Origin of the sequence: Pseudonocardia yunnanensis (assembly GCF_039534065.1) — a bacterium.
Taxonomy (GTDB): Bacteria; Actinomycetota; Actinomycetes; order Mycobacteriales; family Pseudonocardiaceae; genus Pseudonocardia; species Pseudonocardia yunnanensis.
In genome coordinates this window covers 77,120-90,632 of sequence record NZ_BAAAUS010000007.1, presented here as the reverse complement: position 1 = coordinate 90,632, position 13,513 = coordinate 77,120, and the positions used below count along the sequence as shown (strand labels likewise).

At 66.6% G+C, this 13,513-nt stretch carries 13 protein-coding genes; 6 read left to right on the top strand and 7 right to left on the bottom strand.

All coding sequences use genetic code 11. The annotated features are described in order from the left end of the window. Positions 1–421: 421 nt before the first annotated feature. The 3 genes from ABD743_RS09750 to ABD743_RS09740 form a co-directional block, all read right to left on the bottom strand. On the bottom strand, positions 422–1,432 hold the full coding sequence (locus tag ABD743_RS09750; RefSeq protein WP_344720927.1) for a hypothetical protein: 1,011 nt from the start codon (positions 1,430–1,432) through the stop codon (positions 422–424). Positions 1,433–1,562: 130 nt separating this feature from the next. After that, the gene (locus tag ABD743_RS09745; RefSeq protein WP_344720925.1) at positions 1,563–1,811 is read right to left on the bottom strand and encodes a hypothetical protein; all 249 of its coding nucleotides are present in this window, start codon (positions 1,809–1,811) and stop codon (positions 1,563–1,565) included. Between the two features lie 155 nt (positions 1,812–1,966). After that, positions 1,967–2,590: a thiamine phosphate synthase gene (locus ABD743_RS09740; RefSeq protein WP_344720924.1), complete on the bottom strand. Its 624-nt coding sequence runs from the start codon at positions 2,588–2,590 to the stop codon at positions 1,967–1,969. 441 nt (positions 2,591–3,031) lie between these two features. Here ABD743_RS09740 and ABD743_RS09735 point away from each other — a divergent pair, with 441 nt between their 5' ends. The 5 genes from ABD743_RS09735 to ABD743_RS09715 all read left to right on the top strand — a co-directional run bounded on the left by ABD743_RS09735 (position 3,032) and on the right by ABD743_RS09715 (position 8,598). After that, the gene (locus ABD743_RS09735) at positions 3,032–4,309 is read left to right on the top strand and encodes an MFS transporter (protein ID WP_344720922.1); all 1,278 of its coding nucleotides are present in this window, start codon (positions 3,032–3,034) and stop codon (positions 4,307–4,309) included. Positions 4,310–4,470: 161 nt separating this feature from the next. Beyond that, a complete protein-coding gene (locus tag ABD743_RS09730; RefSeq protein ID WP_344720921.1) occupies positions 4,471–5,334 on the top strand; it encodes an LLM class F420-dependent oxidoreductase in 864 nt (287 codons plus the stop codon). Positions 5,335–5,486: 152 nt separating this feature from the next. After that, on the top strand, positions 5,487–6,548 hold the full coding sequence (locus tag ABD743_RS09725; RefSeq protein WP_344720919.1) for an LLM class flavin-dependent oxidoreductase: 1,062 nt from the start codon (positions 5,487–5,489) through the stop codon (positions 6,546–6,548). 47 nt (positions 6,549–6,595) lie between these two features. Next, positions 6,596–8,140, top strand: coding sequence for an AMP-binding protein (locus ABD743_RS09720; protein WP_344721430.1), 1,545 nt, complete (start codon positions 6,596–6,598; stop codon positions 8,138–8,140). Beyond that, on the top strand, positions 8,140–8,598 hold the full coding sequence (locus ABD743_RS09715; protein ID WP_344720917.1) for an acyl-CoA thioesterase: 459 nt from the start codon (positions 8,140–8,142) through the stop codon (positions 8,596–8,598). The genes ABD743_RS09720 and ABD743_RS09715 overlap by 1 nt, the downstream gene beginning before the upstream one ends. A gap of 130 nt (positions 8,599–8,728) precedes the next feature. Here ABD743_RS09715 and ABD743_RS09710 read toward each other — a convergent pair whose 3' ends face one another. From ABD743_RS09710 to ABD743_RS09700, 3 genes are all read right to left on the bottom strand, one after another. Continuing rightward, on the bottom strand, positions 8,729–9,322 hold the full coding sequence (locus tag ABD743_RS09710; protein WP_344720915.1) for an NADPH-dependent F420 reductase: 594 nt from the start codon (positions 9,320–9,322) through the stop codon (positions 8,729–8,731). A gap of 67 nt (positions 9,323–9,389) precedes the next feature. Further along, a complete protein-coding gene (locus ABD743_RS09705) occupies positions 9,390–10,142 on the bottom strand; it encodes an SDR family NAD(P)-dependent oxidoreductase (protein ID WP_344720914.1) in 753 nt (250 codons plus the stop codon). A gap of 321 nt (positions 10,143–10,463) precedes the next feature. Then, a complete protein-coding gene (locus ABD743_RS09700; protein ID WP_344720912.1) occupies positions 10,464–11,621 on the bottom strand; it encodes an FAD-dependent oxidoreductase in 1,158 nt (385 codons plus the stop codon). A 111-nt stretch (positions 11,622–11,732) separates the two neighbouring features. Here ABD743_RS09700 and ABD743_RS09695 point away from each other — a divergent pair, with 111 nt between their 5' ends. Beyond that, positions 11,733–12,452, top strand: a complete 720-nt coding sequence (locus ABD743_RS09695; protein WP_344720910.1) for a TetR/AcrR family transcriptional regulator — start codon at positions 11,733–11,735, stop codon at positions 12,450–12,452. A gap of 255 nt (positions 12,453–12,707) precedes the next feature. On the opposite strand, the gene ABD743_RS09690 is transcribed toward ABD743_RS09695, so the two are convergent. Next, entirely contained in the window at positions 12,708–13,301 is a 594-nt protein-coding gene (locus ABD743_RS09690; protein WP_344720908.1) for a TetR/AcrR family transcriptional regulator, read from the bottom strand. Positions 13,302–13,513: the final 212 nt, after the last annotated feature.

Here is a 13,513-nt window from a genome sequence, read left to right as displayed (position 1 = left end):
CGAGGCGGAACGATAGTGCCGGATTGGCTATGAATCCGCCGCCAGGCTGAGTAAACGATCCAAGAGGGACGACCCGGAGATATCAAAGCACTCCGAATTTCCGCAATATCATCCTTCCCTTGCGGGTCCTCCATCAACGCCGACCGCCCTATAGGATGATAGACACACTCAACGACACGCGCACGACACTATTCAGCATGTCGCCGTTGCACACTTGCCACTCCCCGGACCTAATCTTACATACAATCAGTGAGTCGAGAGTCGAGAGTCGAGAGTCGAGAGTCGAGAGTCGAGAGTCGAGAGTGCGCGCAACCGCGGCGAACTCGATAGGACACAGCATGTTCCCCCATGCCCATTCGCCCATCGCCGCCGCGCACAATTTACAGAATACCCTAGCAGTCAACCTGCCGACCCTTAATCGTCAGCGCCCGGTCCAATGCAAGCCCGTGTAACCACCGTGAATCTCGCCGGGGTCGTCGAGGTACGGACCACCTGACAGTTCCAGACCATACCGATGCCTTGCTCCTACAATCTGCGCCACTAGATAGAATGAGCGTGCCAGCGGATCACCATCCCTGGGCTTCTCGTCCATCATTCTTCGAAAAAATTCATCCGATGCCTTAAGAGCGCCAGTATCGAGGCCGAGACGATTGAGGATAACCCGCAATTCAAATGAAGGTGGGACTCGCAACAAGGGGTCAATGAGACTGCATATCCGCAGGAAGATCTTGCCTCGCTGCGATACCCGGAAGAGCATCCGCCCAAGAGCAAACTCCAGCATGCCAGAGCTGAGGAGGGTCTGAACCTGCCGACTCAAGGTGTTTCCACTAATCGACACATCCTGCTGCTTCAAGGCGGCAACCGTTCGCCGTTGGCTGTCGTATCCATTTACAGCAATGTACTCTAGAAGGGTCAGTGTCAACCCGAAGTTGGCTGATCGAGAATCGGACAAAAAGTAATCCACATCGGTTCCCGCAAGTCGACCGAAGATCACATTTAAGAGCAGGTCGTCGATGATTTGGTTGCGCAGAGAGTCGCGAACGACCTCGCGCTGCACTTCATTATCCGCGTCGAATTCACTCGGATACCGATACGTGCGCAGCAGGCTCACCCGATCGGGTTCGGAGCGCCGAAATCGATGGATCACCTCCTGAATGCGCGCCTCGTTGCGCGTCGAGTGCTCGTATAGATAGACCGGGATGCTATCGAGATTCTCCAATAGTAGAATATTCAGATCTTTCTCTATTCCCGCCGCATGATGGGTCAAGGTCTGTCCAGCTACCAGCCGCTCTCGGTTCGCCGTGAGCGCACAAGCGAAGTCAAGCTTGCCGCGATCAGCCTCCGGGTATCCATATATCCTTGATTCCGACAGCTCCTCGACGATCGCCAGGAAGCTCTCGGTTACAAACTCGTGCTCCACTGATCGTGGCATTTAGTCGTACCTTCCGGCCCTGCGTTCAACGTCCACGCATCCTCTCGTACGATCTGGCTCAGTGTTACCCTCGTAGCTGGGAGAACCTTCTGTACGTCGTCGTAACGCTCCAGCTGCCACGCTGCGTCGCCTAGCCACGGGGTCCAGAGCAGCCGTCCCACCTCGATTCCGGCCCGTGCGTGGCGGTCAGCGCCCGTTGCATCTCGTCGGCCGTGACGGGCGCGTCGCGGCCGAGCCGCTGCCTCTCCTCGCCGACGACGACCACGCGGTGGCGCCCACCCGATAGCGGCAGCAGGAACCCCGACGCGAGCGACGGCAGCGCCAGCGGTCGACGAGCCTGGCGGGCTTCCTGGTCGCTGGCTTTCCGACAGCCGCTCACGAGACCTGGCCGCTTCCATCAGGGTGTGCGAGTTCTGAAACGGACAGAATTGCGACGAGATCTCTGGGCAGGCTCCTGGCTTCATAGATCACCAGCAGAAGCCCGCGCTACGCACGAATCCGGAACCGGCATCCAGGGCCTGATTTCGGCGTCGCTCAGGCGACGAAGGCCTCGATCGCCGCCAGACCATAGACGCCCGCGTGGATCAGTGCGCCGGCAGTTTTCGCGTTGACGCCACCCAGGGCGTATACGGGCAGAGCACTTCCCTTCGCGATTTCACCTGCTGCTGCAACCCCCAGTGGGTTTGTGGCGGAGGCGCTGTTGCTGGGAAACACCGGCGAGACCACGACCGCCTCGGCGCCGCAGCGCTCGGCCGCATGGACGGCGGCGGCGTCATGGGCGGCGACGGTGAGACGCCAGGCCGGATGGGCCGCGCGGAGGGTCGGGCCCGTCTCGACCAGGCGTTGGGGCAGATGCAGCCCATCGGCCTCGATCGTTTCGGCGAGGGCGGGATCGGCGCCTGCCAGCAGGACGAGCCGCCGGCGGCGGGCGATCTCGGCGAGGCGGAGGCCGCGCGCAACGGCGTCGGCCGCGCCGAAGGGCCGATAGACGATTCCCGCCCCCGTCGGCAGGCGCTCGGCGACAGCCTCCGGCTGGGGCGTTCGCACAGGATCGGTGAAGAACAGCAGGCGAGGTAGGGGGTCGCTCGTTCCGACCCATAGGCGAAGTCGCGCGGCCGTTCTGGAGAGAGTGTCGAGGCTGTCCGTTCGCTGATCCACCACTTCTGGCACCTCCGTCGCCCACGCTGCGCCGCGACGGCCGCAGTGGCCAGCCCCACCACATCTCGACGTGAGTGGGCACACGCGCACACGCACCCAAATCGGCCCACCTTCGGTGATGCCGGACATCGGCGTCGAGACGGCGCCTGCACCGAGAGAGCGACGGATACTCGACAAGCCGCTGCCCGAACGACGAGACCGCGGGGGCATGCGGCAAGTGATGCCGATCTATGAACCATTGCACATGTCTTTGTCCCGCGGGACCGCCAAGCGTAACGTCGAGCGCGGCTCTTATACGTATAAGGCACATTGAACACACGATACAGCCGAGGGTTAGGACCGGTTCGCCGGCTCGGCATCACGAGATAGAGAACGCCGAATTCGTAGGTTTCTACACCGAACACCCCGGCCGAGCTTTGCACGTTAACGAGGAGCTGCGCAGTGAAATGGTGGAAGCTCGCATTGTTCGTCGGCGCGTTCGCGGTGGGGAGCACCGAGTTCATCGTGGTGGGCCTGCTGCCCCAGATCGCGGCCGACACCGGGGTCACGGAGGCCGCGGCCGGGCAGCTGGTGAGTGTCAACGCGGTGGCGTTCGCCATCGGCGTCCCGGTCCTGGCCGCCGCCTTCGCGCGCGTTGATCGGCGACGCGTCCTGATCGGTTCACTTGCCGTCTTCGTGGCCGCTCACCTCATGGCCGCGACAGCGCCCGACTTCACGGTCCTGCTCGCGTCACGGGTCCTCACGGGCGCATCGTTCGGGCTCTACCTCGCCACCGCGCTGGCGGTGGCCGCGCGTCTGGCCGGACCGGCCAATCGGGCCGCGGCGATGGCCACCGTCGTCTCGGGAGTGACCACTGCGACCGCCCTCGGCGTGCCCGCGAGCACCCTGCTCGGTCAACACACCGGATGGCGGGTGCCATTGGCCGCCATCGCAGCTCTGGCCGTTGTCGGACTGGTGCTCGTCCTGTTCACGGTGCCAGCCCTGGGAGCAGACAACGGTCCGCCGCTCCGCGAGCGCTCGACCGCCCTCCTCGCTCGCCCCGTCCTGGTGGGGCTCGCGGCGGTCGCGCTGTTCTGGGCGGCGTCCTTCACCGCCTACACCTACCTCGTCCCGATGCTGGAGAACCGCGCCGGCGTCCACGGAAGCCTGGTCACCGTGGTGCTGTTCATCGCCGGACTCGGCGCCGTGTGTGGCAACGTGCTCGGCGGGCGGGGCGCCGACCGATGGCCGCGCGCGACAGTGCTCATCACCGCTGCGATCACGACAGCATCCCTGTTCGCTCTGCTGCCCGCCTTCAGAACGCCGGCAGGTGCCATCGTGCTGGTCGCGGTCTGGCAGCTCGCGGCGTGGTCGTTCGTTCCCGCGGCGCAGGCCGCGCTCTACAGCGCCGGCGGACAGGCCGGTGACCTCGTGGTCTCGTTCGTCGTATCCGGCTTCAACATCGGGATCGTCGTGGGAGCCGGGCTCGGCGGCATCGCGCTCGACGGCGCCGGGCTCCCCGGGGTCGGCTTCCTCGCGGCCGGGCTTGCGGTGGTCAGCCTCGTCCTCGTCGCCGTCATGGCCAGGATGTTGCCCGCCACCCAGGTCGGCGCGCGAGCCGAGACCGCACCGGCGACCGCGACTCCGGCGCGGTCGGAAAACTGCGCCCCTGATGTGACCGCACCGGCGGCGGCGGTGACCGCCGCGCGGTCGGCCCGGTCGTCGTCGACGACGCCGTGAGTCACATATACGCCCGTAGACTTCGCTGACCACCGCGGTCTACGCTCGTGAACATGGCGGTGCAACTCAGCGGCGGACGCGCTCTCGGCACGGGGTCCGCTCGCCGGATCCCAGCGTCGGCCTGAAAGAGTACTGATTCACAGCGAGGCACAAGGACGACCATGCGATTCGCTTTCAAGACCTCACCGCAGAACACGACGTGGCCCGACATGCTGTCGATGTGGCGGACAGCCGACGACATCGACGTCTACGAATCGGGTTGGACCTTCGACCATTTCTATCCGATCGAGGGCGATTCGTCGGGGCCCTGCATGGAAGGCTGGACCACGCTGACCGCATTGGCCCAGGCCACGAATCGACTGCGGCTGGGCACCCTGGTCACCGGGATCCACTACCGCCACCCCGCGGTCCTCGCCAACATGGCGTCAGCCCTCGACATCATCTCCAACGGACGCCTCGAGTTGGGCATCGGCGCCGGCTGGAACGAAGAAGAATCCCGCGCGTATGGAATCGAGCTCGGTACCGTGAAGGAACGCATGGATCGCTTCGAAGAGGCGTGTCAGGTTCTGATCGGGCTCTTGAGCCAGGAGACAACCGATTTCGACGGTCGGTTCTACCAACTGCAATCGGCGCGCAACGAGCCCAAGGGGCCGCAGCGGCCACACCCGCCGATATGCATGGGCGGCAGCGGCGAGAAGCGTACGTTGCGGATCACCGCTAAGTACGCCGACCACTGGAACTTCGTCCTCGGCACCCCGGAAGAGTTCGCACGAAAACGCGACGTACTCGCCGCCCACTGCGCGGACGTCGGCCGTGACCCCAAAGCGATCACCCTGTCGGCGCACATCTGGCTCAACGCCGAGCGCGACTACCTAAGCGTGATGGACGAGGCGGCAGCCTTCGGCGAAGAAGGTCTGGACCTGGCCATCATCTACCTGCGACCGCCACTGGACGCCACGGTGCTCGAGCCGCTCGCCGAAGCGATCCGAGACTCCGGCCTGTCGCTCCGAACTCCGGAGCCGTAGTGATGTCAGCGGGGCCGCCTCGCAGCTCTACGGCTCCACAACTCCGTTGTCACGAGTTGCTCTTTGAACGAAAGCGGTCCTTGGTTCGCCGCCACGGCGTGGTTCAAGCTGCCTGAGCCCCCCAGCAGAACCCGGACCATGGAGGATCTGAAGTGGCGTTTTCCGACGATCGCATGATCGGGGTTTCGATCAACAATCTGACCGGGATCACCGGTCATCGTTACGGACTCGGCGAGATGCTGGATGCGGCATCAGCGGCGGAAGCCCTAGGTTTCGACGGCATCTGGGTGCACGACGCCCCGCTGGGCCGCCGCACGATGGCGTCCTACGACAGTCCGTCGATCCTCGCAGCGGTCGCAGCCAGGACGCGGACCCTGAAACTCTGCACGGGGATCCTGCAGCCCCATCTGCGCAACCCGGTGGCACTGGCGCTCACCTGGGCCACCATCCACGGGATCTCCGAAGGACGGCTGGTGATGGGCGTCGGCACGGGGGCCGGCAAGGGCACGCTCGTCAAGCGCGAGTACTCGGCGCTCGCGGCACTGCGTCACAAGGCCGATCTCGATCCCGACATGCTCTACGCCGAACGCGGCCGGCTCTTCACCGAATGCATGGAGGTGCTGAACCGGCTGTGGCGCGAGGACAAGTTCTCCTATCACGGCGAGTTCTACCACTTCGACGAGGTGACCCTCGGGGAGGCACGGCCACAGACCCCGCCACCGACATTGATGGGCTCCGGAATCTACGTACCCAAGGAATGGGGTGGCCCCGCCTCGCACATGTGGAAGACGGAGAACGCCGGGAAGTTCATGCTCGGCAGGTACAAGCGCGTCGTGAACCACAGCGACGGGTGGATCGCGAACCACACCACGCCGGAGGAATTCGACGAGGGCTGGGCGAAGATCAAGGCCTACGCCACGGAAAAGCACCCCGGCAAGGCCCTGGCGGCGGCCTACAACTGCTTCGTCCACGTGGACGACAACCGGGAGAAGGCGCGCGACGCGGCCATCAGCTACTTGAACCAGTGGCACACGATGATCACCGACGAGGTCGCCGACCGGTGGATCGTGACCGGCCCCGCGGAGGAGGTCGCCGAGAAGCTGGTGGACTACCAAAATCGCGGCGTCAACATCTTCCAGCTCATGTGCGCTTCACCGGACCAGCGCGAACAGATGCGCCGCATCGGCGAAGACGTGGTCCCGTTGCTGCGATAAGCATCTCCCGTCCATTTCACGAATTCACGAAAGGGACCTGCCGCGTGATGACTTCGCTGGCGGACTATCTGGACAAGGGTGCGTCGCTCGGTCGTGACGAGCCTTGCCTGACGCTCGACGACACGAGCCTCACCTACGGAGAGGCACAGGACCTGAGCTGTGCAGTGGCCCGAGCCCTGCACCGCTCGGGTGTGCAGCCGGGTGACAAGGTCGGGATCCTCTCGGCCAACGACGCGGTTGCCTACGTCTGCGTGTTCGGGATCGCCCGCCGCGGCGCGGTGTGGTGCCCGATCAACCCGCGCAACGAGGCGGACGAGAACCGGGATCTGCTCGACCTGATGGACTGTTCATGCCTGATCTTCCAGAGCAGGTTCGCACCCTTGGTGGAGCGCGTCGTGGCCGAGCTGCCCACGCTGACGTTGCTGGTGTGCCTGGACGCCGAACTCGACGGAGCGGTGTCGTTCGAGAACTGGGTGGCCGCCGCCGCGGCGGACCCGATCGGTCCGGCGCTCGCCGCGCCACCCGACGACATCGCGGTGATCATGGGCACCAGCGGCACGACCGGCCGGCCCAAGGGCGTCATGCTGACGGTGCGCAACTTCGAGGTGCGCTCGGCGATGACGCTGTGGGGTTATCCGTTCGAGGGCCGCCCGGTGTTCCTGGCGATCTCCCCACTCACGCACGCGACGGGCATGTTCTGTCTCCCGATGCTGTCGCTCGGGGCGGAGATCGTCGTGATGCCGAAGGCGGACCTGACCGCGTTCCTGAGGCTGATCGAGCGTCACCGCGTGACGCATTCGTTCCTGCCTCCGACGTTGATCTACATGCTGCTGCAGCACGACGGCCTCGCGGCCGCGGATCTGTCCTCGTTGCAGTGCATCATCTACGGCTCCGCCCCGATCTCCGCCACACGGCTCGAGGAGGCACTGACCGCCATCGGCCCGGTGATGGGGCAGGTCTACGGGCAATCCGAGTCTCCGAACATGACGATGCTGCCGCCGCGCGATCACTTCAACACCGACGGCACCGTGGCCGGGTCGCGCCTTGCGTCGGCCGGCAGGCCCGGTCCGCTGACCACGCTGGAGATCATGGACGGCAAGGGGCGGATTCTGGACCGAGGCGAGCGGGGCGAGATCGTCGTGCGCGGCCCGGGCGTGTCACCCGGCTACTACAAGAACCCGGAGGCCACGGCCGAGGCGTCGCGGTTCGGCTGGCACCACACAGGTGACATCGGCTACCTCGATGAGGAGGGCTACCTGTTCATCGTGGATCGCGCCAAGGACATGATCATCACGGGCGGTTTCAACGTGTACTCGGTCGAGGTCGAGCAGGCCTTGATGACGCACCCGGCCGTCCGCGACTGCGCAGTCGTGGGGCTGCCCGACGACAAGTGGGGCGAGCGCGTCACAGCGGTGGTCGTACTGACGCCCGGCGCTGAGGCAACCACCGCCGAGATGATCGAGTACATGAAGAGGCGGATCGGCAGTGTGAAGGCACCCAAGGAGATCGTGGTGTGGTCGGACCTGCCCCGTTCTCTGATGAACAAGGTGCTCAAGACCGACGTGCGGGCCCGAATGACGGCGGCAGGCTGATGGCCACCGCTCCGCAGGTCGAGCGGACGGACCGGGATCACGATGAGTTGCCGAGCGTGGTGGTGCAGCGCAGGGTGGAGTGGCACGACACGGACGCGGCGGGCCACCACCATCACGGGGCGGTGCTGCGGTGGGTCGAGTCGGCGGAGTCGGTGCTGTTGCACCGCCGCGACGCGACGGCGTTGTACGGCCGCATCCCACGGGTGCACTACGAGGTCGACTATCTCCACCGGCTGTACTACGGCCAGGTCGTGGAGATCGAGGTGGCCGTGGAGCGGATCGGCACGAAGTCGGTGCAGTACTCCTTCGTGGTGCGCAGTGGGGACACGGTGGCTGCCACCGGCAACCTGGTGGTGGCGATGGCCGCCCGTGACAAGCCCGGCGCCGTCCCGCTGCCCCCGGAGATACGGCGTGCGCTCACCACCGGTGGCCGTCAGCGACCGGAGACCATCGGCTGAGCGGAGCCGGGTCAGCTTCCCCATTCAGCCGAGTCAGGCCGGAACGACCGACTCGGCCGTGGGTGACCTCTGCCGAACAGGAAGTCGGATCTCGTGCCGGGACTGCCCCGGTTGTGAAACGGCGGCCGCCCTAACGGCGCTCGATGAAGTCACGCGCAGGCAAGGGACCGCCGGGGAATTGATGGAGCCTTCCACCCGTCGCCAGGTCACCGAGTGGTACGCCCGCGAAGCCCAGACGCTGGATCATGAGGCCGACGGTCTGCAGCGCACCGGCCCCGTCGCCGGAGTAGAAGATGACCCGCCTACCGCCGTCGACCTCCGGGTTCGATCCGAGCGTCTCGGGGCTGTAGGTGTTGAACGCCTTGACCACCGCAGCCCCGTGTGCGTGGCCGGCGACGACCTCGCTCGAGGTGAGTCCGCCCAGGTCGAACGGCTGGAACGTCGGGGCCTCAAGGGGGTTGGAGGTATCGATCAGCACCCGGCCGTTGAGGTCGAGCCCGTTCAGAGCGGCCGGAATTCGGCTCCACTGCACCGCCAGCACAACGACCTCGGCCGCCGCGGCGTCCGCCCTCGTCCCCGCCCGCACCCCGGACTGCCGAGCCAGTGCGGCCAGGGTCTCCGGCCCGCGGCTGTTACTGAGAACGATGTCCGACTCGCCGACAGCGGTCAGCCGTCGCACGAGTGCCTGGGCGATCGCACCCGCTCCGATGAAGCCGTATCTCATCGGTGAAATCCTCCGTTGACGTCGGGGTCAGACGCTGAATCCGCGGGCGTGATCTCGTCGCCGGCGCTCACGCCATGAAGCCTCCGTCGACGAGGAGCGTCGCTCCCGTCATGAAGGTCGCGTCCGGGCCGACGAGGAAGGAGATCGCCCCCGCGATCTCCTCGGGCCGCCCGTAACGGCCCAACGGGATCATCGCCCGTTGGGTGTCTGCGAACGGCCCGGTTTCGGGGTTCATGTCGGTGTTGACAGAGCTGATCTGCACGGAGTTGACGAGGATGCCCCGAGATCCGAGGTCCCTGGCCCAGCCGCGGGTGTATGCGTCCACCGCGGCCTTCGTCGCTGCGTAATCGCCGAGTCCGGGGAACGGCGCCCGGTCGGCGCCCGTCGAGCTCATCGAGACGATCCGACCGCCATCGCCCATCACCCGCACCGCGGCACGTGTGGTGGCGACGAGGCCACGGACGTTGGTGGAGAGCTGGCGGTCGAACGCATCCACATCGGCGTCGACCGCGTCGATCGCGCCGGTCAGGAACACTCCGGCGTTGTTGATGAGAATGTCGAGCCGGCCGAATGCGTCCATCACCGAGTCGACCAGGCGCGCTGCCTGTTCCGGATCGGACTGGTCCACGGCGAAGGCCGCGCCGCGCACTCCGCACTTCTCGATCTCCTTCACGACATCCTCCGCCTGCGCAGTGGACGCCCTGTAGCTGATGGCGACGTCAGCGCCCTCGCGGGCGAGCCGGACAGCTGTCGCCGCGCCGATGCCACGGGATCCGCCCGTGACGAGGGCGGTCTTGCCGGCCAGCGTCTTCTCGGTCATGAGTGCTCCGGTTCCGGCCGCACATCCGGCCGATCATTGAATGAATGTTCGTGATCATCTCGGCAGTGCCGGCCACGTCACGGGGCATCGCCGCATGCCTGGCCAGAGAGAGGAAGGCCCGTCCCGAGGAGACGGGGCCCGCACATGAACCTCCACCCCGTCGTCCTCGACGGTCCTCTTTGCTACGGCTTCCCCACTGTTTTATTGATCGTACGATCAATATATAGGATCCACGAGCGGTCCTGTCAACACGCAGAGCACTCGCGGCGAAAGCGATCTCGGAACCCTGCCGGAGCTCGCGCCACCGCGCGCGGCGCGCCATCAGCGCGAGGTGACGGGGACGCCCATCCTGCCGAAGAACTCGACCATTCCCCGGGGGGAGTCGTCGGCGAAGCACAGGTCGAGCCCGCGAGCGGACTGCCGGGCGGCGTCCGCGGCGCGCGGGAACATCGCCGTCTCGTACTGGTGGAGCGCGCTCTCGACGTCGTGACCGTGCTCGATCAGCGCCAGCGCAAGCTCACGAGCGTCGTACATCGCGGCGTTCGCGCCCTCGCCGGCGAACGGCGACATCAGGTGGGCGGCATCGCCGACCAGGGTCACGCCCGGGATGCGCGGCCACGAGTGACCGGTGGGCAGGGCGTAGATCCGGCGAACTGCGATCTCGTCGTCGCAGTGGCGGATCAGGTCGGTCAGCGCCGGGGTCCAGTCGGCGAACTCCGCCAGCAGGGAGGTGCGGGCGGCGGCCACGTCCGACCAGTCGACGCCGCGCGTCTCGATCCAGTCCTCGGCGGTCCGCAGCATGGCTCCCAAGTGCATGTCGCGGCCTCCGTGCCCGCCGAGGTTCTTGTTGTCCGACAGGGCGAACAGGCTCCCGGTGCCGACAAGGGCGGCCGAGTCGGGCACCTTGGCCGGGGCATCGGTGACGTGGAACTCGACGCAGCTGATCCCGGCGTACTCCGGGGAGGCGCTCGAGAGGAGGGGGCGGACTCGCGACCAGGCGCCGTCGGCACCGATCAGTAGATCGGCGGTCTCGCGCGAGCCGTTGGCGAAGACGAGTTCGTACCGCCCGTCGGCCAGGCGGCGGGCCCGGCTGAGCTTGCGGTCCCAGACGACCCGTCCCGGGTGGAGCGAACCCAGCAGCAGGGCGCGCAGTTCCGTCCGGTCGATCTCGGGTCTGCCCGAATTGCCGTCGGAGACCTGGTCGATGAAGACGGTGCCCGCCTTGTCCATCACCCGCATCGCCTCCGCCTGCGGCCGGGTCAGCCGGCGGAACTGCTCGTACAGCCCCGCTTCGCGCAGGGCCAGCTGGCCGGACTCGACGTGCAGGTCGAGCAAGCCGCCCTGCCGCCGGGCGTCGGCGGTGGCGTCGAGTTCGTAGACGGTGCTGGCGATGTCGTGCTGCTGCAGGATGCGGGCCAGCACCAGCCCGCTGAGGCCGCCGCCCACGACGGCGATGGACGGGGAGGACGAAGAGGGCATGGCGACACCTCGAACGAGATCGACGAGTTAGATGTGTACAGCGTATGCGACTAGTCATTTACACCGTATGCGGCTCGTAGGATGCACGCAACACACGCAAGGAGCGCTGCCGTGACCGACGAACCGCCGCCCGTCATCTGGGCACGACTCTCCGGCCAGGGGCGGGGGCCGGTGCGCACTCTCGACTACCGGGCCATCACCGCGGTCGCGATCGCCCTGGCCGACGAGGACGGGGTCGACGCGGTCTCGATGCGCAAGGTCGCGGGGCGGATGGACCACAGTCCGATGTCGCTCTACCGGCACGTCGGCAGCAAGGACGACCTGACCGAGCTCATGTACGACGCGGTGCTGGGCGAGCTGGACCTGACCGGGATCCCGTCAGGGAGCTGGCGGGCGGACGTCGCCCGGCTGGCCCGGGAGATGCGCCGGCTCCACCACGCCCACCCGTGGATCACCCGGTTCGGGCACCGGCCGACCCTGGGACCCAACGCCCGGAAGTTCCTCGAAACCGGTCTGGCCTGCGTGGACGGGCTCGGTCTCGACATCGACGGAATGTTGGACGTGCTGTCCACCGCCCTGCAGTTCACCCGGGGTTTCGTCGTGCAGGAACTGGGAGAGGTCGAAGCGCAGCAGCGCACCGGCCTGGACTTCGCGGCCTACCAGCGCCAGACCGGGCCGTTCATCACGCAGTTGCTACAGGGCGGCGAGCTCCCATACCTGCAGCGGCTGATCCTCGAAGCCGAGGACCTCCCCGATCCGGACGTGGTGTTCGAGCGTCGCCTGACGATGGTGCTCGACGGGGTGGCGGCCGGGATCGGCCGCCCGGGCTGACGACGGGGTTTCACCTCCTGAGCAATAGCGGAGGGCGGCGGGAGAGCTGAGCGCCGTGGTGCTGCGATCATCGTGCGATACCCGCGAGCGTGGAATCGCATCGTCACGCAGCGGCGAGCCTCGCTCGCGCCGATGCCCTCCTCTTCGGCCGGGTGACGTACCGCTGGGGCGGTGGCGATGCGGTACGAGCCGAGGAGCTGGTTCTAGTCCGGTGACCACATGGACGTAGATGGGTGCGCCGTCGGCGCGAGTCGTTCATGCCTCCCAGGGCAGACGTCGCATGGTCAGATCGACGAGGCTCAGCAGCGTCTCGCGGTCGGCGCCGGACGCCGCCTCGACGGCGATGCCTTCAGCTAGGGCGACCACGTACCGCGCGGCATCGCGCGGTTCGACGTCCGAGGAAAGGTCGCCGCTCTCCTGAGCCCGGGCGAAGCGCTCGGTGAGCATCACCTGGGCGGCCTTGCGGCGATCGCACAGGTCCTGTCCGACCTCCCGGGCCGCGTCTCCGGTGACGAGCGCGCCCTGCACCAGGAGGCAGCCGCCAGGAGTGGTCTCTCCCGTGGAGCTCTCCGTGGCTCCGGTGAGCCAGCGGCGGACCACCTCCCGGACGCTGCCGGCCTCGAGGCTGTGCGCGCCGTAGGAGAAAGAAGTGGCGACGTATCGATCGACGACCTGTGTGAACAGTCCGGCCTTCGAGCCGAAAGCGGCGTAGATACTGCCCGGTTGGAGGCCTGTCGCTTCACGGAGGTCGGCCATGGTCGCGCCTTCGTAGCCCTTGCCCCAGAAGACGTTCAGCGCCGCCTGCAGGACCTCGTCGACGTCGAACTCGCGGGGACGCCCCCTCGCCATGACCCGCCTCCGAATTGCGAAGTGTGCGTTCAATATAAGGCCTGACACCCCGTCGTCCTCGCGTCACCGTCGACCACAGGACTCGCGCTACGCGTGATCGTCGATGGTTCACATGAAATTGCGCGTGTGGAGGGCGGAGAGTTCGGCGGCCTCGTCGGGTGGGAACCCGAGCCGGGCCAGGCGCTGTCGGCGACCGTCGTCCATGGCGTGAT

Excerpts from the sequence above, each read along its gene's own strand:
- ABD743_RS09750 (WP_344720927.1), bottom strand. The coding sequence starts at position 1,432 with ATGCCACGATCAGTGGAGCACGAGTTTGTAACCGAGAGCTTCCTGGCG.
- ABD743_RS09715 (WP_344720917.1), top strand. The coding sequence starts at position 8,140 with ATGGCCACCGCTCCGCAGGTCGAGCGGACGGACCGGGATCACGATGAG.
- ABD743_RS09710 (WP_344720915.1), bottom strand. The coding sequence starts at position 9,322 with ATGAGATACGGCTTCATCGGAGCGGGTGCGATCGCCCAGGCACTCGTG.
- ABD743_RS09720 (WP_344721430.1), top strand. The coding sequence starts at position 6,596 with ATGACTTCGCTGGCGGACTATCTGGACAAGGGTGCGTCGCTCGGTCGT.
- ABD743_RS09690 (WP_344720908.1), bottom strand. The coding sequence starts at position 13,301 with ATGGCGAGGGGGCGTCCCCGCGAGTTCGACGTCGACGAGGTCCTGCAG.
- ABD743_RS09700 (WP_344720912.1), bottom strand. The coding sequence starts at position 11,621 with ATGCCCTCTTCGTCCTCCCCGTCCATCGCCGTCGTGGGCGGCGGCCTC.
- ABD743_RS09730 (WP_344720921.1), top strand. The coding sequence starts at position 4,471 with ATGCGATTCGCTTTCAAGACCTCACCGCAGAACACGACGTGGCCCGAC.
- ABD743_RS09705 (WP_344720914.1), bottom strand. The coding sequence starts at position 10,142 with ATGACCGAGAAGACGCTGGCCGGCAAGACCGCCCTCGTCACGGGCGGA.